Annotated in this window: 16 protein-coding genes; 12 read left to right on the plus strand and 4 right to left on the minus strand. The window is 70.6% G+C overall.

Features of this window, described 5'->3' with window-relative positions; translation table 11 throughout:
• Window positions 1-189: 189 nt before the first annotated feature.
• Complete coding sequence (locus JL101_RS00755; protein ID WP_203096643.1) at window positions 190-1215, minus strand: hypothetical protein; 1026 nt, start codon at window positions 1213-1215, stop codon at window positions 190-192.
• 158 nt (window positions 1216-1373) lie between these two features.
• Between JL101_RS00755 and JL101_RS00760 the strand changes: the two genes are divergently transcribed.
• Entirely contained in the window at window positions 1374-3575 is a 2202-nt protein-coding gene (locus JL101_RS00760) for a helicase-related protein (RefSeq protein WP_228435225.1), read from the plus strand.
• Window positions 3576-3581: 6 nt separating this feature from the next.
• Here JL101_RS00760 and JL101_RS00765 read toward each other — a convergent pair whose 3' ends face one another.
• Entirely contained in the window at window positions 3582-4646 is a 1065-nt protein-coding gene (locus JL101_RS00765; RefSeq protein ID WP_203096645.1) for a potassium channel family protein, read from the minus strand.
• 1 nt (window position 4647) lies between these two features.
• Entirely contained in the window at window positions 4648-4959 is a 312-nt protein-coding gene (locus tag JL101_RS00770) for a cupin domain-containing protein (protein WP_203096646.1), read from the minus strand.
• 189 nt (window positions 4960-5148) lie between these two features.
• Between JL101_RS00770 and JL101_RS00775 the strand changes: the two genes are divergently transcribed.
• The 11 genes from JL101_RS00775 to JL101_RS00825 all read left to right on the plus strand — a co-directional run bounded on the left by JL101_RS00775 (window position 5149) and on the right by JL101_RS00825 (window position 19798).
• Window positions 5149-6234 (plus strand): hypothetical protein, encoded by a 1086-nt coding sequence (locus tag JL101_RS00775; protein WP_228435226.1) that lies wholly within the window; start codon window positions 5149-5151, stop codon window positions 6232-6234.
• Window positions 6235-6263: 29 nt separating this feature from the next.
• Entirely contained in the window at window positions 6264-6944 is a 681-nt protein-coding gene (locus JL101_RS00780; RefSeq protein WP_203096954.1) for an RluA family pseudouridine synthase, read from the plus strand.
• Between the two features lie 111 nt (window positions 6945-7055).
• The gene (locus JL101_RS00785) at window positions 7056-8267 is read left to right on the plus strand and encodes a glycosyltransferase family 4 protein (protein WP_203096648.1); all 1212 of its coding nucleotides are present in this window, start codon (window positions 7056-7058) and stop codon (window positions 8265-8267) included.
• Between the two features lie 11 nt (window positions 8268-8278).
• Window positions 8279-9643 (plus strand): glycosyltransferase family 2 protein, encoded by a 1365-nt coding sequence (locus JL101_RS00790; protein ID WP_203096650.1) that lies wholly within the window; start codon window positions 8279-8281, stop codon window positions 9641-9643.
• Window positions 9644-10223: 580 nt separating this feature from the next.
• Complete coding sequence (locus JL101_RS00795) at window positions 10224-10949, plus strand: helix-turn-helix domain-containing protein (RefSeq protein ID WP_203096652.1); 726 nt, start codon at window positions 10224-10226, stop codon at window positions 10947-10949.
• Between the two features lie 11 nt (window positions 10950-10960).
• The gene (locus JL101_RS00800) at window positions 10961-11578 is read left to right on the plus strand and encodes a hypothetical protein (protein ID WP_203096654.1); all 618 of its coding nucleotides are present in this window, start codon (window positions 10961-10963) and stop codon (window positions 11576-11578) included.
• Window positions 11575-12237 (plus strand): cellulose biosynthesis protein BcsN, encoded by a 663-nt coding sequence (gene bcsN, locus JL101_RS00805; RefSeq protein WP_203096655.1) that lies wholly within the window; start codon window positions 11575-11577, stop codon window positions 12235-12237. Before JL101_RS00800 ends, bcsN begins: the two co-directional genes overlap by 4 nt.
• Window positions 12238-12252: 15 nt before the next feature.
• Window positions 12253-14544, plus strand: a complete 2292-nt coding sequence (bcsA, locus tag JL101_RS00810; protein ID WP_203096656.1) for a UDP-forming cellulose synthase catalytic subunit — start codon at window positions 12253-12255, stop codon at window positions 14542-14544.
• 59 nt (window positions 14545-14603) lie between these two features.
• Window positions 14604-16997, plus strand: coding sequence for a cellulose biosynthesis cyclic di-GMP-binding regulatory protein BcsB (locus JL101_RS00815; protein WP_203096658.1), 2394 nt, complete (start codon window positions 14604-14606; stop codon window positions 16995-16997).
• A gap of 3 nt (window positions 16998-17000) precedes the next feature.
• Window positions 17001-18032 (plus strand): glycosyl hydrolase family 8, encoded by a 1032-nt coding sequence (locus JL101_RS00820; RefSeq protein ID WP_203096659.1) that lies wholly within the window; start codon window positions 17001-17003, stop codon window positions 18030-18032.
• Window positions 18032-19798: a hypothetical protein gene (locus tag JL101_RS00825; protein ID WP_203096661.1), complete on the plus strand. Its 1767-nt coding sequence runs from the start codon at window positions 18032-18034 to the stop codon at window positions 19796-19798. The genes JL101_RS00820 and JL101_RS00825 overlap by 1 nt, the downstream gene beginning before the upstream one ends.
• Window positions 19799-19814: 16 nt before the next feature.
• On the opposite strand, the gene JL101_RS00830 is transcribed toward JL101_RS00825, so the two are convergent.
• Window positions 19815-20021: a hypothetical protein gene (locus JL101_RS00830; RefSeq protein WP_203096663.1), complete on the minus strand. Its 207-nt coding sequence runs from the start codon at window positions 20019-20021 to the stop codon at window positions 19815-19817.
• Between the last annotated feature and the right edge of the window lie 84 nt (window positions 20022-20105).

Below are 20105 nucleotides of genomic sequence, written 5' to 3' on the forward strand. Positions count from 1 at the left end.
ACAAATGTCTATTGACGTAGTAGGAAACATCCGTGACGATCCCCTCGCCGCGCTGTTGAAACGGCTACCAAAGGATGCAAAAGCGTCCGCGAAAACTTTGGGGGAGGGAGCAGGCGATGCATTCCGTGACCGAGACCATTCGACGGACGGCCATTTTCTTCCTGGGACTGGGCGCCCTGGCGGGCGCCTTCATGGCGGCGATGCGCCTGATCGGCTGACGGCGGGCCGACCCGCCACCATCCGCCACAACATCCGGAGAGTTCCCAGCATTCCCAGGGCGGTCAGGACCAGCCCCACGAACCCGACCGCGGCCGAGACCAGGAGCACGGCCAGGGCCCAGACCGCGGCGGCCGACCGCACCGCGACCTTCGCCAAGCCGTCGAAGGCACGGCGGCCGGCGACCTTGAAGACGCCTGCCGTGGGTTTGCCCACGGCCGTGGCCAGCCGTTCGGCCCGGGGCAGGTCGTCCACATGGTCCAGGCTGCGCATCACGGTCAGGGCGCCGCGCGGAGAGGTCGCCTTGCCGACGGCGCCCAGCGACTCCAGCGACCTTTCCAGCTTGGCGGTGTCCTTCAGCCGGCCCAGGTCCACCAGCGACCGGGCGAAGCCCTTGGTCATGCGGCCGGTCCTGTGAGCTATCTTGACCACCGAGGCGCCGATCTTGACCGGCAGGGCGGTGCCGCCGGACGCAACGGTCGCGGCGGTCAGCCCGATGCCGGCGGCGGACAGGGCCAGGATCACCTCGTCCACCGGCTCGCCCTGGAGCATGTTGCCGGTCTGGGCCGCCGCGTCCCTCAGGTCGCCGACGACGGTCAGGTCGGACACGAAGGCGCCCACGGTCGCGGCGGTGCTGTCGCCCGCGCCGGTGACGAAGCCCGCGGCGCCGGCGGCGGCCGAGCGCAGGATCGTTGGAAGGGGTGCTGTCTGCTCGTCGAAGCGGCGGCGCAGGGCGGGGTCGATCCCGGCGCCGGTCAGGTCGGCCAGGTGGAACCAGTCCTCGGCCTCCTCCGGGTCGCCGAAGTCCAGGCTTGCGGCGATGCGGCGCTCCAGCTCCTCGCGCGGGGCCAGGGCGCGAACCGTCGCCGCGACGCTGCCGCGGATCTCCTCGTCGGTCGGCTCGCGCAGATCGTCCGGCGCGGCGAGGAACACGATGGCCGACAGGGCGGCTCCGACGGTCGCGCAGCCGGCCAGCCCGATACCGATTCGCCTGATCATCCCCTTCGCCTTCCCGCGGAACCGATCCGTGTCACAGCCTACCAGCATGCCGGGTGGAAAAAACAGGTCCGAGCGCGCCGATTCGCACATCGCGATGGTTGATATCCCCGTCGCCGCATACCATACGAGGGAGCATGACAGGGGATGATGGTCGCGATATGGCGGAACTGACGGACAGCTTGGAACGGCGCGACGCGCTGCGCGCGATGGCGGCCATCCTGCGCGGGGACGGCATCGAGGTCGACCTGGACGTCGTGCCCGCCCGCTGGTCGATCGCCGGCGCCCATGACTTCGTGATCCCCGGCGCCAACCCGAAGCGCCGGCTGAAATCCCGCTTCCGCACCGTGGTCGGCCCGGTCGAGGACGTCGAGCGCGAGCTGGTCGACCTGCTGGAGACGCCCGACGGCGTCGGCCGCAACGAGATCAAGGCGCTGGCCAAGCGGGTCAAGGCGGCGATCAAGGGCTCCGGCCGGATCGACGAGGCCGAGGCGCAGATCGACGCGTGGGTCGAGTCGGTCGCCGAGCGCGCCAAGGCGTTCGGCGGCACCTGGAAGCCGCAGGCCTTCTCCGACGACCTGGTGCGCGTGCTGGGCTTCGGCGGCCGGACCCCGCGGCTGGAGACGCTGCTCGACGCGCTGGAGGAGGCCTTCGCCACGGCGGCGGCCCGCGCCGGCGTGCGGGTGCGCCGCGCCTCGCTGGAGTCCGCGTCGGGGCTCGGCGTCTATCTCGACAGCTTCGCGGCGGCCCGCGCCATGCTCCGGAAGCTGCGGCTGTTCGTCGGGCCGACCAATTCGGGCAAGACCCACGCCGCCATGGACCGGCTGGCCGAGGGCCGCAAGGGCGCCTACCTGGCGCCGCTGCGGCTGCTGGCGCTGGAAGGGCAGGAGGCGATCGAGACCCGCGGCCGGCCATGCAGCCTGATCACCGGCGAGGAGCGCGACGTGCGCCCCGGCGCCGACTTCGTGTCCTCCACCATCGAGATGGCGAACACCAACCGCGTCATGGACGTCTGCGTGATCGACGAGATCCAGATGATCGGCGACCACGACCGCGGCTGGGCCTGGACCGCCGCCGTCGCCGGCATGGCCGCGTCCGAGATCATCATGACCGGGTCGGCCGACGCGATCCCCTATATCCAGCGGCTCGCCGCCGCGACCGGGGAGGAGCTTGAGATCGTCGAGTTCACCCGCAAGTCGCCGCTCCGCGTCCAGGAGGGCGGCGTCTCGCTGGGCGACATCCGCCGGGCCGACGCGCTGGTCGCCTTCTCCCGCCGCGACGTGCTGGGGCTGCGCGCCGAGCTGCTGCGGCGCGGCCACTCGGTCGCGGTGATCTACGGCGCGCTGTCGCCGGAGGTGCGCCGGGCCGAGGCGCGCCGGTTCCGCGAGGGGCAGGCCGACGTGCTGGTCGCGACCGACGCGATCGGCATGGGGCTGAACCTGCCGATCGCCCGCATCATCCTGTCCACCACCCGCAAGTACGACGGCCGGGAGGAGCGCGACCTGCTGCCGCCGGAGGTCCGCCAGATCGGCGGCCGGGCCGGGCGCTTCGGCATGCACGAGGAGGGCCGGGTCGCGGTGCTGGAGGGCGAGAACATCAGCCCGGTCCGGCGCGCCCTGACCTCCAAGCCGGTCGATCCGGAGGACCCGCGGCCGTGGATCTCGCCCGCGACCTCCCACGTCAAGGCGATCGCGCACGAGCTGGGCACCGACAGCCTGGCCCGGGTGCTGCGCACGGCGGGGCAGGAGCTGCTGCGGGCCCACCAGACCTTCCGGATGACCGACCTGGAAGGGCGCATCCAGGCGGCGCTGGCGGTGGACCACGCGAAGCTGCCGCTGGAGACCCGCGACCTGCTGTCGCGCTGCCCGATCGACGTGCGCGACCCCAACCAGCTCCGCCTGCTGCGCATGTGGGCGGTCAACCAGGGCCGCGGCCAGCCCAACCCGAGCCCCGGCGTCTCCGGCCGCTTCACCCACGAGACCGGCACCGACGTGGAGCTGGAGGCGTCGGAGAAGGCGGTGAAGGACCTGACCGCCTATGCCTGGCTGGCCTACCGCTTCCCAGACGCCTATCCCGAGATGGATTTGTGCCTGGAGCGCCGGCAGGAGCTGAACTCCTTCATCGAGCGGACCCTGGCCGCCCGCAGCCTGCCGCGCGCCTGCCCGTCCTGCGGCGCCACCCTGAAGGCGGCCCACCGGTTCCGGATCTGCGACGCCTGCCATGCCGGACGGCTGGAGGACCGCGCCGCCGGCCGGCCGGTGCAGGCCAAGCACCGCTATCATCATCCCCAGCGGCCGGGCAAACCCGCCGCCAAGGGGGGCGGCAAGCCGCCGCGCCGGCGGACCGCCGCCAAGACCAGCTGAGGCGGGTCAGCCGGGCTCCGGCTTGTGCCGGGGCGACGGGCAGATCATCAGCAGCCGGTCGCCCTCGCGGATGACGTAGCGCTCTCGGTCGATGAACGGGATCTCCCGCCCGTTGGAATGGACATGGACGACCACCCCCGAGGGCACCTGGGCCATGGTCCTGCCGACGTCTTCGGGACCGGCCGGGCGCTCGGTCATGACCATGTGGCCGCCGGTCGACATCAGGTCGCACAGGAACGGCGTGGCGTGCTGCGAGGCGACCGCGTCGGCCAGCAGGTAGCCGCCGATCCGGGTCGGCGTCACCACCAGGTCGGCGCCGCTCAGCCGGGCCAGCTTGATGTTCTCCTCGTCCCGGATGCTGGCGACGACCCGGGTCCGCGACGACAGGTGCCGCACGGTCAGGATGACCAGGATGTTGGTGTCGTCGCGCCGGGTGTTGACGAGCACCGCCTTGGCGCTCTCGACGCAGGCCTTGGTCAGCAGCTCCTCGCTGGTGGCGTCGCCGAGCAGGCCGATGAAGCCGGCGTCGGCGGCGGCCCGGACCCGTTCCTCCGACACGTCGATGGCGACGATCCTGTCGTCGGGATGCCCCTTGGCGATCATCTCCTGGGCGGCGATCATGGCGCTGTGCCCGAACCCGCACAGCACGACATGGTCCCGGAGATTCTGCTGGATGCGGCTCATGCGGAAATCCTCGACGATCTTCTGGACGACGAACTCGTAGGCCGTGCCCAGGAAGATGAACCAGATGAAGATGCGGATCGGCGTGACGGCGAAGGCGTCGATCAGCCTGGCCGTGTCGCTGACCGGGACGATGTCGCCGTAGCCGACCGTCGTGACGGTGACGGCGGTGAAGTACAAGATGTCGCTGAAGCTGATGTGACCGTCGAGATTGTCCTTCAGCCCTTCGCGGTCGAACCAGAAAATGCCCATCACCGTGAAGACCAGGGCGAGAATGATGGCTCCCCGGACCAGCAGCTTCTTTTCGGGGGAAAGGCTGGAATTGACATGGAGAACCAGCCCGCTCGGCTTGCGGCGGCGAGTCCGGCGGCGCGTCTTCCCGTCCGCCACGTCAGACGCTGCCCTTGCGCTCGATCACCAGCACGCGGGCGACGCCTTCCGGGTGGGCCACGTGGGCTTCGCCCTCCGCGGCGTGGAAGATGTCGCCCTTCGTCATGCGGCGCACCAGCGGGGCGGCGGGGTCGCCGAACTTCATGTCGACGATGCCGTCCAGCACGACGAAAACCTCCGGCCCGTCGTTGACGTGCCAGACATAGGGCCGGTCGGTCCAGTGCAGGCGGACCGTGGCGCCGTCGATCTCGGCGATGTCGAGCGCTCCCCAGGCGCGGTCGGCGGTGAAGTCGTTCGGCGTGACGAAATCCATGATTCTTTTTCCGTTGGATATGTTCAACACCGCCGGATAACGGTCGGTGCGAAGCACTTTCGAGCCGAAGTTAACCCAAAAATGCCGGACGATGGCAACCCCGCCTCTCCCGATGCCCCGCCAGGAGGCGCTGGCCGATCCCGGCGCGGCGCTGCACACTCCCGCCCAAGCGACGGGAGAGGAGAGGGCATGCCCCTGCGGAGACGCCCCCGGTGGGCAGGACTGATGTGGATGGGACTGGTCATGTGCGGCGGATTGCCGGCCCTGTCGGGCTGTACCGGGGTCGGTCCCCGCGCGATCGGCTGGGACGGCCTCGACTATGCCCAGGCGACCGCGCGGTCCGCCCAGCGCGAGATGCTCCTGAACATCGTGAAGCTGCGATTCGGCGATACCCCGACGCTGAGCACGGTCGGTCAGATCGTCGCCGGCTACTCGGTCGAGGGGCGGATCGATCTCGGCACCGACCTGATCAGGCCCGAATACTGGTTCCGGGACGACGTCTCGGTCGGGGTCGGCGGCACCTTCAGCGACCGCCCGACGATCACCTACAATCCCGTCCGGGGCGCCGACTATGCCCGGATGCTGCTGACGCCGCTGCCGCCCTACGAGCTGGTCGCGATGCTGACGACCGGCGCTCCGGCCGACGCGACCCTGAGGCTGGCGATCAAGAGCCTGAACGGCATCGCCGTCGGGCCGGGGCCGGAGGGTCCGAGGCCGGAAGGGTGGCGCAACCGCGAGGCGCTGGAACTGATGGAGGAGCTGAGGGCCGCCGGCATGCTCGGCCTGGAATTCAGGGGCCATGGCGACCACCGGCAGGTCTCGCTGCTGGTCGACCAGGCGGAGGGCAGGCTCGATCCCCGGGCGGACAGGCTGCTCCGGCTTCTCCGGCTCGATCCGGCCGGCCGCAGGTTCCGGATCGTGTTCGGGTTCCGCCAGGACCGGTCCGACGAGATCTCGATCTATACCCGCTCGCTGATCGAGATCCTCAACACCGTCGCCGACGAGATCCAGGTGCCGGAGGCCGCCGTCCGGGAGGGCCGGACCTATCCGACCCGCTCGCCCCTGCGTCCGGCCGACAATTCCCTGCGCATCGAGTCGCGATCCTCCCGCCCCGAGGGCGCCTTCGTCGCCGTGGAATATGACGGAGCCTGGTACTATGTTCGCAACGACGATTTCATGTCGAAACGGGTCTTCGGCCTGCTGATGCTGCTGGCGGCGGTCATGCAGACATCGGGGACTTCGCCCCTTCCCGTCATCACCATCCCGTCGGGCTGAGAGACCGGGATCCCGGAGGATTGACGACCGTGACCGCCGAGGAACTGCGCGCGCGGGTGCTCCACCTGGACCACGACGTGCTGATCCTGGACAAGCCCGCCGGGCTGCTGGTCCATCCCGGCCCGCGCGGGCAGGGCAGCCTGGGCGACTTCCTGCCCGACCTGTGGTTCGAGATGGCCCGGCCGCCGGCGCTCGCCCACCGGCTGGACCGCGACACCAGCGGCTGCCTGGTCCTGGGGCGCCACCAGAAGGCGCTGATGAAGCTGGGGCGGCTGTTCGCGCGCGGGCTGGTCGGCAAGACCTACTGGGCGGTCGTGCGCGGGCGGCCGCCGGCCGACCGGGGGCGCATCGACCTGCCCCTGCTGAAGGTGCTGCCCGAGACGGGCGGCTGGAGGATCAGGCCCGACCCGGCCGGGCTGCCCGCGGTGACCGAGTACCGCGTGATCGGCGTCGCACCGGGGATGAGCTGGCTGGAACTGAACCCCCTGACCGGCCGCACCCACCAGCTCCGCATCCATTGCGCGTCGCTCGGCACGCCGATCCTGGGAGACCCGTTCTATGGCGCCGAGGCGGAGTGCTGCGCCGGCCCGCTGCGGCTGCTCGCCCGCTCGGTCACCCTGCCGCTGCATCCGGGAGTGCCGCCGATCTCCGCCGTGGCGCCGCCGCCGGCCCATATGCGCGACGATTTGGCTGCCTGCGGTTATCTTTGACAACGATCTCATTCACGATTAGTTAACCGGTGCTTCCTCACCAATTCCATAAATCGGCGGGCGCGCCCGGAGCAGAACATGAATGTCAGGACTGTTCGCCGACGCCCGACGATGCCTGAAGAGAACATACCCGAGAATTCTCCCGCGATCCCGGCCCGGCCGGCCGGGCAGTCCCTGAAGGTGGTCTTCTTCGTCTCGGAGGACTGGTGGTTCTGCCTGCACTGGCTGAACCTCGCGGTCCGGCTCAAGGAGCGAGGGTACGGGATCACGGTGATCTGCAATGTCGGGACCGACCGCGCGCGGATCGAGCAGGCGGGCTTCGAAGTCGTCCCGCTGCGGCTCGACCGCTCCGGCCTGAACGTCCTGAACGACGTCCGGATCGCGTCGGCCCTGGTGGCCTATCTGAGGCGGGAGCGGCCCCACCTGATCCACTGCGTCGGCATGAAGCCGATCCTGATCGGCACCCTGGCCGCCCGTTTGGTCGGCGGCATCCGCATCCTCGACCATTTCGCCGGGCTTGGATACCTGTTCTCCTCCAGCCACCTGAAGGCGCGGCTGCTGCGGCCGCTGGTGATGCTGGGCATGCGGGCCGCCTTCGCCGGGCACGACGTCCACTTGGTGACCATGAACGGGACGGACCGCGACGTGCTGATGGGCTGGAAGCTCCGCCGGCCCGACCATGTCCACGTGATCGGCGGCACCGGCCTGGATCTCGACCGCTACCCGGTGCTGCCTTTCCCGGCCGGCCCCGTGACGATCGCGATCACCACGCGGATGATCGAGGACAAGGGCCTGGCCCCGCTGGTCGAGGCGTTCCGCAAGGTGCGCGCGGCGGTGCCGGACGCGGAGCTGCTGCTGGTGGGCCGGCAGGACGGCCGCAACCCGACGGCCATCCCCGAGGAACAGCTCGAGGCCTGGAACCGGGAACCCGGCATCACCTGGCTCGGCCATGTCGACCGGATCGCCGAGGAGGTCTGGGCCAGGGCCCATGTCGCCGTGCTGCCGTCCCGCCGCGAGGGGCTGCCGGTCAGCCTGCTGGAAGCGGCGGCGTGCGGGCGCCCGATGGTCGCGACCGACGTTCCGGGCTGCCGCGACGTCGTCCTGGACGGGGTCAACGGACTGACCGTGCCGCTGGGCGACACGGCGGCCCTGGCCAGCGCCCTGGAACGGCTGGCGTCCTCCGACGAGCTTCGCCGGCGCTACGGCGCCGCCGCGCGCGAGCTGGTCGAGACGCGGTTCTCCCTGGCGGTCATCGGCGACCGCGTCGCCGGCCTCTACCGCCGCCTCGTGGACGCCCCCGGCGCGGAGGAAGCGGGCAGGTGAGGGAGGCCGGCATGAGCTTCGCCGTCACGCGGCTGCTGATCCTCCAGCAGCTCGTCCTGATGATCCCGAAGGGATTGAAGGAGACCGTGCGGGCGGTGCTGTTCCCCCCGCGCGAGCCGCTGGCGGCGCCCGTGGAATGGCTCGACGCCCCGCCGGTGCGCCGCCAGGAGCGCCAGCCGCTCGTGTCGGTCGTGATCCCCTGCTACAATTACGGCCGCTTCCTGGACGAGGCGATCGCCAGCGTGCGCGCCCAGACCCTGCGCGACATGGAGATCATCGTGGTCGACGACGGATCGACCGACGGCGTCACCCACGAGGTGCTGAAGGCGCTGGAGGAGGCCGGCGACGTCATCCTGGTGCGGCAGGAGAACCAGGGGGCGCCGGCCGCCCGCAACACCGGCTTGCGGCTGGCCCGCGGGCTCTATGTCTGCTGCCTGGACGCCGACGACACGATGGAGCCCACATACCTGGAGAAATGCGTCCTCCTGATGGAAGGCAACGCGGGCGTGTCGCTGGCCTATTCCTGGCTGCGCGTCACCGGCAGCGAGGAGCGGATCTGGAAATCCGAATCGCTCGATATCGACCGCCTGCGCTACTACAACCATGTCAGCATCTCCGCCGTGTTCCGCCGCGAGGTCGGGCTGTCGGGCGGCGGCTTCTGCGCCGCCATGCGCGAAGGCTACGAGGACTGGGAGTTCTGGCTGCGGCTGGGGGCGGAGGGGCACCGCGGCGAGGTGATCCCCGAGCCGCTGGTCAATTACCGCAGGCATCCGGCCGCCTTCATGAACCGGGCGCGCAAGCGGCACGCCGAGCTGTTCGACCATATCTACCGGCGCAACCGCGAAGTGTTCGAGGATGCCGGCGTCCGCCGGACCATCCGCAGCGGCTACCGCGACCGCCCGGTCGTCGATCCGTTCGCCAACCTGGACGACCGCCGCCAGTACGACCAGGACAGGCCGATGGTGGTGCTTGTCCTGTCCGGCGACGCTCCGCCGGAGCCGGCGGAACGGATCTCCCGCACGTTGGGCGACGGCGCCTCGCTCTGCCTGGTGCGAACCGGCCAGGCCGCCGAATCCGGCCGGTCTCCCGCCCGGGCGGACGGCTACACGCTCGGCCATATCCTGGCCGCCGGCTTCCACGGTCCCTTCATCCGCCACCTGGCCGTGACGAGGCCGGTAAGGGCCGTCCTCTGGCTCGATCCCGGGCCGGAGCCGGTCGGATGGGGCGAGCTTTCGATGCTTCCGGAAAAGCCGCTGCTCGGCGTCGTCACCCTGTCAGGCGAGGCCCAGCCGCGCGGTCCCGGCCTGCGTTTGGTGCTCCGGCCCGACGGCAGCCTCGACGGCGCCGAATCCCTGGTCGCGGCGCTGCGCGCCTGATCCTGTTTCCGGTCGGGCCGGTGCAGACGGGAGGTGGGGATCGTGTCCGCAGTGGTCCGGCACCGCATTTGCCGGATCAACCGAGCGGCGCTTTTCCGGCAGAGCACTTACCCTTCTATCGTCATGACCGGGCTTGACCCGGTCATCGCTTGCAGACTCCATCAGCGCCGCCGTGCAGGGAGATACCCGGATCAAGTCCGGGCATGAGGAAAAAGGGGCGCGTCTGTACATAGCTCATCTTTTTGAGCAGTGAACAACAAGCGGGCCGGACAGCCATGGTCCGATGGACAACGTTCCGGGCAGTGCTACCACTCCGTGCAGGATCATACCCCTTTTGAGAGAATCCATGGCACCTGCAACTAGCTCGCGGGTTAGCTTAAAAAATAATTAAAATGCTTCATGTTCTCCCCGCATTTTCGGATTAGAGCTGGTACAAAGATGGTGCGAACGGATAGGCGATCCCGACCGTTCGATCGGTGAATACAGGACGAGCAAACCAGCCTACCAGCAACAATGGACGCAGCCGAGAAGCAAGTATCAGCCGGCACGTCGACATTACAGCAACCCAAAGGACAGTAGAGTGTCAAACCTGTCATCTGCGGCCCGCGGCGCCGCCACGCCCGGACTTCGTCCGAATTCGGAAGGTCAGACCGGCAAGAGCTTCGCGGCGTTCAAGCGCTGCCTGACGGCGCTGCCACAGGTCCAGCCGGCCTTGACCGAGATCATCGGCTTCAAGGTGCGCCGGATAGACGGGCTGCAGGACCTGGAGTCGCTTCGCTGGAGTTCGGAGACGCTGCTGCTGAGCGTGCGCTCCCTCGACCGGCTCCAGGACATCATTTCGAGCGGCAACGCCGGGTTGATGCGCGGCATCCATACGCTGGGCGTCTTCATGCCGAGCCAACTCGGCCGGGTGCGCGAGTTCGTCACCCTGCTCGACGGCTGGCTGGTCTGGAGCGGCTCGGCCGACGACCTGCGCGCCAAGCTGAACCTGGCCGCCGCCGGCTACGCGATCGTCGCTCCGGCCATGATCTCGGTCATGGCCGCCGACCAGCACCGGCTGAGCCTGCTGGACACCCTGGGCGCGGCGCACCTGGCGCTGCTGCCGCTCCTTGAGCAGGGCATGACCGACGAGGAGATCTCCGGCGCCATCGGCGCCACCCTGCCGACCACCAAGCTCCTGGTGCGCCAGCTGCTGGCGCGGCTGCAATGCCGCAACCGAACCGAGGCCGCGATCTTCGCCTGGCGCCATGGACCCGCCCTGGCGCAGCGCCGGGCCGCCCTGGAGGGCGGCGACCAGAACGCGTGAAGGAGTATCCAATGCCTACCGAGTCCCGGACCGTTTCCAACACGAAAGAGTCCCTTCTGCTGGACCAGGCGCTTGATGCGGTCAACCGGCGCATCGCGGTCCACCAGCCCGCGAGCTTCGCCCAGATCCCGCACCAGCCCGGTCCCGCCCGATCCGGTTTCGCCCGTGCCATCGGCCGGGCACGCGAGCGCGGGGCCGATTTCCGCGCCGAGTACCACCGGCTGTCGATCGAGGCGATGGCCGCGATCGGCGAGCCCGCGGATCCCGCCGACATGCGGAAGCCCGAGCCCGATTCGGCCGCCGATCCGCCCCGCGCACGGTCCGCGGCGGAGACGCCGGCTCCGGCCCCGGCGCCTGCTCCGCCTCCGCCCCCGCCGGCTCCGCCCCCGCCGGCTCCGCCCCAGGACGGCGCGCTGGAGACGACGAAGCTGTTCCTGCAGTTCCTGGACAGCCGCGAGAAGCAGCTTCTCGACCTCATGCGCGCCATGGTGCTTCGTGACCAGCCGCAGGACCGGAACGACCACGAAGCCCGGATCAACGGACAGATCGACCGGCTCGGCAAGGCGGTGACCGACCTGACACAGGTGATCGGCGCCGGCCAGCCCAGGTTCCCCAGGAGCATCTCGTGAACCCAATCCTCCGCCGCATCGCCAGCGCCTCGGCCATCACCGCCGCCCTGCTGACTTCCGCCTGCGTCACCAACCCCGACCCGTATCCGGCCGCCGCGGTTTCCGGCGACGTCGGCCGATGGGTGCCGATCGAGCCGGGCCGCGCCCGCGTGGCGCTCGCCGCCCCGGCTTCCCCGGACGCCCCGGCGTCCCCGGATGCCCTGGCGGCCCGCGAGTTCCGGACCTCCCAGGGCGAGCTGGTCCAGACGCTGACGCTCCCGAACAACACCGCGGTGCCGGGAGACAACGAGCTGGTCGCGGCCTTCGACTACGGCCCGGCCAGCATCTTCCAGGCCGACGTGCATGCCGCCAAGGTCGGCCGCTACGCCATGGAACCGGCGTCGCTGAACCGCCTGATCGGCGAGATGCTGCCGCGCGCCGTCCTCCAGGGCGAACCGCAGATCCGCAAGAACGGCTACGGGCTCTACGGGTACGTCTCGGCGGACTATCCGGGGCAGGCGAAATGCGTCCTGGCCTGGCAGGTGCTCGACGGCGCCGACCTGCGCCAGGTCGGCGGCGGGGCGCCGCGCCGCGCCGGCATCCAGATGCGGGTGTGCGACGCCCGGGCCCAGCCGGCCGAACTGATCGCGGCCTTCGATTCCCTTCGCCTCGACCTGTGAGCCGGGACACCTGACATGAACCATCTCATCTCCACCGCGGCGGCAGCCAAGAAGACAAGGCCCGCCGGAGCCGGCGCGGTCCGCCGGGCACCCGCGCCGCACCGGCGCACGCCGCTGGCCCTGACCTTGCTGTGGACCGTCCACGCCGCGGCCCTGGTCTGGTTCGCCGCCCAGGACGTCGGGCTCGAAGGCCAGTACCTGCTCGGCGCCGCGGCGCTGGCCGGGCTCGCCGTGCTGCATCTGTTCAAGCCGGTCGGCGCGGTCCGCGTCCTGCTGGTCCTCCTGGTCGCCTTCGTGTCGATCCGGTACTTCACCTGGCGCACGCTCTACACCATCCCGCCGGTCGACAGCTCCGGCTTCGTCGCCGGCCTGCTGCTGTACCTGGCCGAATTGCAGGGCATGGTCGTCTACATGCTCGGCCTGTTCGTCAATATCCGGCCGCTGAACCGGGCCGACGCGCCGCTGCCGCAGGACCCGGACCGGCTGCCGACCGTCGATATCCTGGTGCCGAGCTACAACGAGGAGCCGGAGCTGCTGCGCGTCACCCTGATGGCGGCGACCCAAGTGGCCTATCCGGCGGAAAAGCTGGCGATCCACCTGCTGGACGACGGCGGCACCGTGCAGAAGCGCTCCGACGCGGACCCACGCAAGGCGGCCGAAGCGCTGGACCGCCACGAGACCCTAAAGGCCCTGTGCGACGAGCTGGGCGTCAACTACCTGACCCGGGAGCGCAACAACTCGGCCAAGGCCGGAAACATCAACGCGGCGCTGGCCCATACGTCGGGCGACCTGATCCTGATCCTGGACGCCGACCACGTGCCGACCCAGGACATCCTACAGCGCACGGTCGGGCATTTCCTGAAGGACCCGGACCTGTTCCTGGTGCAGACGCCGCACTTCTTCATCAATCCCGACCCGGTCGAGCACAATCTCGGCACCTTCGGTTCCGAGCCCGGCGAGAACGAGATGTTCTACGGCGTGATCCAGAAGGGCCTGGACAGCTGGAACGCCTCCTTCTTCTGCGGTTCGGCCGCCGTGCTGCGCCGGTCGCACCTGATGTCGGTCGGCGGCATCGCCGGCACCTCGATCACCGAGGACGCGGAGACGGCGCTGGACCTGCACGCGAGGGGCTACAAGAGCATCTATGTCGACCGCCCGATGGTGGCCGGCCTGTCGCCCGAGACCTTCTCGTCCTTCGTCGTGCAGCGGACCCGCTGGGCCCAGGGCATGTTCCAGATCCTGCTGCTCAAGAACCCGGCCTTCAAGCGGGGCCTGACGCTGGCCCAGCGCCTGTGCTACCTCAGCAGCTCGACCTTCTGGCTGTTCCCGTTCGCCCGGCTGGTCTTCCTGGTGGCGCCGCTGTTCTACCTGGTCTTCGGCCTGAAGGTGTTCGAGGCGAACCTGGAGGAATTCTACGCCTTCGCGGTCTTCCACGTGGTCTGCTCGCTGACCATGAGCAACTACCTGTTCGGCAGGCACCGCCGGCCCTTCGTCTCCGACCTCTACGAACTGCTCCAGGCGGTGTTCACCTTCGGCGCCCTGCTCTCGGTCCTGGTCAATCCGCGGAAGCCGACCTTCAAGGTGACGCCCAAGGCCGAGACGGTGGACCAGGACTTCGTCTCCCAGCTGGCCAAGCCCTTCGCCGTGATCCTCGCGATCCTGCTCGGCACCACCGCGATCGGCGTCTACCGCTGGATCCACTTCCCGCTGGAGCGGGAGCACCTGATGATCGTCATGGTCTGGCACCTGGTCAACATCGTGCTGGCGACCGGCGCCTTCGGCGTCATGTACGAGCGGGCCCGCCACCAGGTGGCCGGCGCCATCCCCCGGTCCAAGCCGCTGAACCTGATCACCCCCGAGGGCGCGGTCCGGGCGACCCTGGTCGAGACCACGATCGAGACCGGCCGCATCCTGGTCGAGGGCATCCAGGCCCAGGCCCTGGCGCTCGCCGGCGGCAAGGCGGCGGTACAGCTGGTCGTGCCGGGCCGCGACGAGCTGAGCAGCATCCCCGTGATGGTCGTGGGCAGCGCGCCGGCCGCGGGGCACGGCCTGGTCCTGGACGTCCGCTACATGCCGCGCGACGCCGAGGACGACGGCGACCTGGTCCGCCTGTGCTATGGCGACAGCGCGGTCTGGGTCGCGTTCCAGGAGGGCCGCCGGAAGAGGGTCCCGATCCTGGTGGGCGTGCTGCGCCTGTTCCTGCGCGGTCTCAAGCGGTCGCTGGCGATGGCGGGTGCCGCCCGGCCCTCCTCCCGCCGGGCCCAGGCCCTGGGCGCCGCTTCCTTCGAACAGCAGGCCGGTCGCTGACCAGCCGAATACTCCCGGGGCCGAAGGCTCCGGGGAAGTATCTCCAGAGGAATGAGATCATGGTGAACAGACTGTACACCGCCAAGATGGCCCTGATGATCGGTCTGGGCGCCGTCCTGTATCCGAGCGCCGCCGGGGCCGCCGCCACCGCCGCCAACGCACCCGCCGCCGTCACCGAACCGGCCGCAGCCGGTACCGACCTGAGGGTGATCCCGCTGCGGGCGGTGGACAACCAGGGCGGCCAGCTCGAACTGCGCGGCCAGGCCGGTCAGCTCCAGTTCCGCGTGCCGGTCGAGGCCGGTGTCGACGTGCGCGACGCCCGGCTGCGGCTGGTCTACCAGACCGCCGACGCCGTCGTGTCCGAACGTTCCAGGATGTGGGTCTACCTGAACCAACAGGGCATCGCCCAGCTGCCGCTGACCGGCGGCGACGACGCGCTGCGGGCCGACATCGTCCTGCCGCCTGAGCTCCTGGTGCCCGGGCAGAACCAGCTGTCCCTGTGGGTCCAGCAGGAGAACAGCCGGGGGTGCGACGCCGACAGCTCGGCGGCGCTGTGGACCCGGCTCGATCCGGCCAACTCCTACATCGCGCTGGAGACGCTCCATGACGGACGCGACCGCACCCTTGCCGGGCTGACCGACCCGGCCTCCTTCTTCGGGGCCGGCGCCGAGCGGATCGAACTGCTGACCCCCGCCGGACGGACCGGGGCCACGCTGAAGGCCGGCGCCCTGGTCGCCCAGGGTTTCTCCCTGCGGATGCCGGACAGCGGCATCGCGGTGCGCCACCGGACGGCGGAAGCCGGAACGCTGGCCGGCCGCGACGGCAAGGTGCTGATCGGCACCGTCGAGGCGCTGCGCGGCCTTATGGCCGCCTTCGGCGACCTGGAGATGGCCGGCATCGGCGACCTGGACATGGTCGCCGGGCCCCATGTCGCCCTGCGCGGCATGCCGGGAGCCGGTCCGCTGCTGATCGTCACCGGGCGGAACGATGCCGAGGTCCTGGCGGCGGCAAGCGCGTTCGCCGACCCGTCGGCGGTCCTGCCCGCCGCGGCGGACTGGGAAGCCGCGGCGGTCCGGCAGCCCGAGCGGCGCGCCCGCCCGCTGCAGGAGCCCGGCCGCAGCTACCGCTTCCGGGAACTGCAGACGGTTTCCGGCGGGATCAGCAACGGCACCGAGGCGCGCACCGGCCTGGAGCTGAACCTGCCGGCCGACACGCTGCCGGCCGGCGGCCGGAAGATCCTGCTGGAGCTGGACTACACCTACGCGCCGAACCTGTCGCCCAATTCCGTCGTGAACGTGCTGGTCAACGGCCGTTACGCCTCCATGGTCGCCCTGAACGATCCGCACGGCGCGACCGTCACGAAGCAGCGGGTCCTGCTGCCCATCGACCGGCTGCGGCCGGGCACCAACACGATCGCCTTCGAGCCGATGATCGGCAGCGACGGGTCCTCCGGGTGCCTGGTCCGCCCGGGCGCCGGAAGGAGCGTCGCGATCTCCGGCGAGTCGGTGGTCACGATCCCGGACATGCCGCGGGTGGCCTCGCTGCCGGACCTGCAGCTCTTCGCGTCGGGCGGCTTTCCCTATACCGGGGTCTCGGATGCCCGTTCCGGCCCCCGCCGGGAGTTCGACGTGGTGCTGACCGCCGAAGACGACGCCACCATCGGCGGCGCCTGGACGCTGCTGGCCAAGCTGGCGCGGACGGCGGGCCATCCGATCGACAATTTCGCCATCGGGTCGACCTCCCGGTACGCGGGCGACGTGCTGATGGTCGGCCCGGCCGGCGCCCTGGACGGCCGGATCGCGTCGGGCCTGCCGGCGGCCGCCGGCACGGTCCGCGACGCCCTGCTCCCGGCGCTCTCGCCGTTCGAACCGGCGTCGCCGTTCCTCACGGGGCTTTCCTCCGGCCCGGGCGGCGTCCCGGTCACCGCCTCCCCCGGGGCGTCCCGGGGAACCATGACCGCTTCCATGGCGGATTTCCGGGTGGTGGAGCAGGCGATCGACTGGACCGCCGAGATGTCCCGGGAGTTCCGCGAGGCCCTGTGGCCGGATCGCTACGGACGGACCGCGTCGAGCCTGTCGGCGATCGACGAGGGCAGCGCGCTGATGACCGCCTTCGAGAACCCGCTACGGCCGGAGGGCACCGTGACCCTGGTCACCGCGGCGTCCGGCGCGGCGGTGGAGGAGGGTATCGCGGCCCTGGTCCGGCCGGCCCTGTGGGACCGGCTGTCGGGCGGCACCGTCGCCTGGAACCCCGGCACCCTGGCGATGCAGTCCTGGGCGGCCGAGGAGAGCTATCGCGTCGGCACCCTCCCGGACAGCTGGGGCCAGCGCATCCTGTTCGTCAACGCCCTGTTCGCCCGCAACCCGGTGGCCTGGACCTTCCTGGCGCTGGCCGGCCTGCTGGTGATGACGGTCCTGACCCAGGCCGCGCTCAGCCGGCGGCAGGACTCCTGAGCCATGCGGAAGATCCTCCTCATCCTGGCGCTGCTGGGCGCCACCCTCGGGGGCGCCGGCGCCGCATCGGCCGGCTCTCCCCTCCACCGGTCCGAGTGGCAGGCCTTCGCGACCCGCTTCGTCCTGCCGGAAGGGCGGGTGGCCGATACCGGCAACAAGGGCATCAGCCACAGCGAGGGCCAGGGCTACGGCATGATCATGGCCACCGCCTATGGCGACCGGGAGACCTTCGAGCGGCTGTGGCGGTGGACGGCGGCGAACCTGCAGGTCCGCGGCGACCACCTGTTCGCCTGGAAATGGGAGACGGGACCGGCCAGGGCGACCGACCTGAACAGTGCGTCCGACGGCGACATCCTGATCGCCTGGGGCCTGCTGCGGGCGGCCGACCTGTGGCAGGACGAAGGCTACGGCGCGGCGGCGCTGGCGATCCTGGACGACGTCCGGGACCGGCTGGTGGTCGAGACCTCCCTCGGCAAGGTCCTGCTGCCCGGCCCGGAGGGCTTCGTCCGGGACGGGTCGGTGGTGCTCAACCCGTCCTACTGGGTTTTCCCGGCGCTGGACGCGTTCGCCCGCCGCCATGACCGGGACCTGTGGCGCGCCGTGTCGGACAGCGGCCGGGCCCTGGTCGCTCGGGCCCGGTTCGGCGAGGCCGGGCTGCCGCCCGACTGGGTCGAGCTGGCTGGCACCGAGCTGCGGCTTCCGTCTGGGTTCGAGACCGTCTTCGGCTTCAACGCGATCCGCGTGCCGCTCTACGCGATCTGGGGCGGCCTGGACGACGCCGACGCGCTGAACCGGCCCGTCGTCTCCTGGTGGAGCGGCCATGACGGCGCCCCCTTCATCCCGGCGACGGTCGACCTCGCCACCGGTGCCAAGGCGCCCTACGGCCTGTCCGGCGGCGGCCGGGCGGTGAGCGTGCTGACCCGGTTCGGCGGCGAGGCGCTGCCCATGCTGCCGAGCGTCGGCGATACCGACGACTATTACTCCGCCACCCTCATTCTGCTCACGAAAATCGCTTTCTCCGAAAGGTTCATGTGATGAGCTCCCTCGCTCCGCGGACCGCGTCCGCCCTGGCGGCCCTGCTGCTGGCCGCCGCCCCCGCCGTCTTCCCCGCCTCGGCCGAGGCCCAGCTGGACAACCGCTACCGCGCCATGCGCCAGGGCGTGACCGTCGACCTGACGGTCGAGCGCGCCGGTCCCGCGGACGGGGCGCTCCAGGGGCAGGAGGCCGGCGCCGACGTGGATGTCTCGCTGCTGCGGGCCTACGCCACGCGCTTCGATTACCAGCGGGTGGACGACGAGATCCGCCGCCTGAAGGCGCTGCATCCGGGCTGGTCGCCGCCCACCGACCTGTTCGCCCCGAAGGCGGCGGCGGTGGACGAGCGCGGGCTGTGGGCCAGCTGGGAGCGCGGCGACCTGGCGGCGGTGGACCGCGAGACCGCGATCCTGCGCAGCCTCAATCCCGGCTGGACGCCGCCGGCCCGCCTGACCGAGCTGGTGGACGCCCGGCGCACCCGCGACGCGGTCGCGGCCGCAAGCGGCGCCGGCGACTGGGGCGCCATCGTGGAGCTGGCCGCCGGCAAGCCCGAGCTGTTCACCTGCCGCCACGTCGAGAACCTGTGGGACCTGGCGGAGGCCCAGTTCAAGGCCGGCGACGCCAAGGCGGCCTATGTCACCTACGGCGGCGCCCTGGCGACGTGCCCGACCGCCGACCTGCGCCTGTCCACCCTTCAGAAGGCGCTCGCCAACCGGGACACGGCGGCCTTGAAGGCGCTGATCGAGCAGGAGGCGGAACTGCCGAAATCGGCCGAGCAGCAGGTCCGCTTCGCCGCCATCCAGAAGGATTTCGGCGGGGCCGGCAATGCGGGCGGTGCCGGCGCCCGGACGGCGGCGGCGCAGGACAGGCTGGGCGAGGCGCTGGGCCGGCTGGCCAAGGGGCGCTCGGACGCGGCCGAACTGGACTGGATCGGCCGGACCGCCCGCGACCGGCGCGATGCGCGCGCCGCCCAGGCGATCGGCTGGCATCACTTCAACGCGAAGAGATGGGACGAGGCCGGAACCTGGTTCAAGACGGCGCTGGACTGGAAACCTTCGGGCAAGGACGGGGCAAAGGCGGCGGAAGGGCTGGTCTATACCTACCAGAAGCTCGGCCGCGCCGAGGAGGCCCGGACGCTCGCCGCGGCCTGGGCCGGCAAGGCGCCGAAGCTGAAGCAGGTCCTGGAGGGCGGAGGCGTTTCCGGCGCCGCGGCGGCCTTCAAGGCGGGCGACTACGCGACCGTGCTGAGCCTGACCGAACCCGGCCGCGGCCCGGAGGCAGCGACCGGCCAGAGCCTGCGCGGCTGGACCCTGATGAAGCTTGACCGGCATGCCGAGGCGGCCCGCGCCTTCGAGGCCGCCCTGAAGCAGGCCGGCTCCGATCCGGCCCGGGCGTCCGACGCGGCCCAGGGACTGGCGCTGGCGAAGAACGCCCAGGGCCTGTCGCGCGAGGCCCGCGCGGTGGTCGAGGCCCATGCGGTGGCGCCGGAGAAGTCCGCCCGGATCGAGGCCGGCATCGTGAGCCAGGACGCCCTGGCGGCGTTCAACCGGGGACAGTATGGCGAGACGCTGCGGCTGGTCGCGCAGGTGAAGCGCCTCGCCCCCGAGGACCGGTCGCTCGCCATGATAGAGGCGTGGAGCCTCTATAAGAGCAACCGCTTCGCCGAGGCCGAGACCGCCTTCCGCCGCCTTGCCGACGTCTACGGCAGCGCCGAGGCGAAGGAGGGGTTGCGGCTGGCGACCGCGCAGGTCAACCGGCGCTGGGATTGAACGGAGGGAGGGCGGATCAGGCGGGCTCGGCGTACTCGACCTGATCCGCATCGACGGCGTGGACCTGCCCGGACGGGTCCTCGACCAGGGCCCATCCTTCGAACAGTTCGACCAGGACGACGGGAGTGGGGACGTTCGGCACCCACACGAGCTTCCGGTCGGACGCGCCGGCCGTGGAGGCGGTGGTCGAAGGGCCGGGTTTCTTCATAAGCGTAGCATACATTCGGAATGTGCCTGAAAAATGTGCCGCAGCCCCTTCCTAACAAACTCATTCGGGGAACGTTCACCCTTTCAGATATGTTCAGCC

The sequence above is a fragment of the Skermanella rosea genome (genome assembly GCF_016806835.2).
Taxonomy (GTDB): Bacteria; Pseudomonadota; Alphaproteobacteria; order Azospirillales; family Azospirillaceae; genus Skermanella; species Skermanella rosea.

Bases quoted from the DNA above. Each gene is read 5' to 3' on its own strand.
- JL101_RS00755 (WP_203096643.1), bottom strand. From the start codon at position 1,215: ATGATCAGGCGAATCGGTATCGGGCTGGCCGGCTGCGCGACCGTCGGA.
- JL101_RS00760 (WP_228435225.1), top strand. From the start codon at position 1,374: ATGGCGGAACTGACGGACAGCTTGGAACGGCGCGACGCGCTGCGCGCG.
- JL101_RS00770 (WP_203096646.1), bottom strand. From the start codon at position 4,959: ATGGATTTCGTCACGCCGAACGACTTCACCGCCGACCGCGCCTGGGGA.
- JL101_RS00775 (WP_228435226.1), top strand. From the start codon at position 5,149: ATGCCCCTGCGGAGACGCCCCCGGTGGGCAGGACTGATGTGGATGGGA.
- JL101_RS00785 (WP_203096648.1), top strand. From the start codon at position 7,056: ATGCCTGAAGAGAACATACCCGAGAATTCTCCCGCGATCCCGGCCCGG.
- JL101_RS00790 (WP_203096650.1), top strand. From the start codon at position 8,279: ATGAGCTTCGCCGTCACGCGGCTGCTGATCCTCCAGCAGCTCGTCCTG.
- JL101_RS00800 (WP_203096654.1), top strand. From the start codon at position 10,961: ATGCCTACCGAGTCCCGGACCGTTTCCAACACGAAAGAGTCCCTTCTG.
- bcsA (WP_203096656.1), top strand. From the start codon at position 12,253: ATGAACCATCTCATCTCCACCGCGGCGGCAGCCAAGAAGACAAGGCCC.
- JL101_RS00815 (WP_203096658.1), top strand. From the start codon at position 14,604: ATGGTGAACAGACTGTACACCGCCAAGATGGCCCTGATGATCGGTCTG.
- JL101_RS00820 (WP_203096659.1), top strand. From the start codon at position 17,001: ATGCGGAAGATCCTCCTCATCCTGGCGCTGCTGGGCGCCACCCTCGGG.
- JL101_RS00825 (WP_203096661.1), top strand. From the start codon at position 18,032: ATGAGCTCCCTCGCTCCGCGGACCGCGTCCGCCCTGGCGGCCCTGCTG.
- JL101_RS00830 (WP_203096663.1), bottom strand. From the start codon at position 20,021: ATGTATGCTACGCTTATGAAGAAACCCGGCCCTTCGACCACCGCCTCC.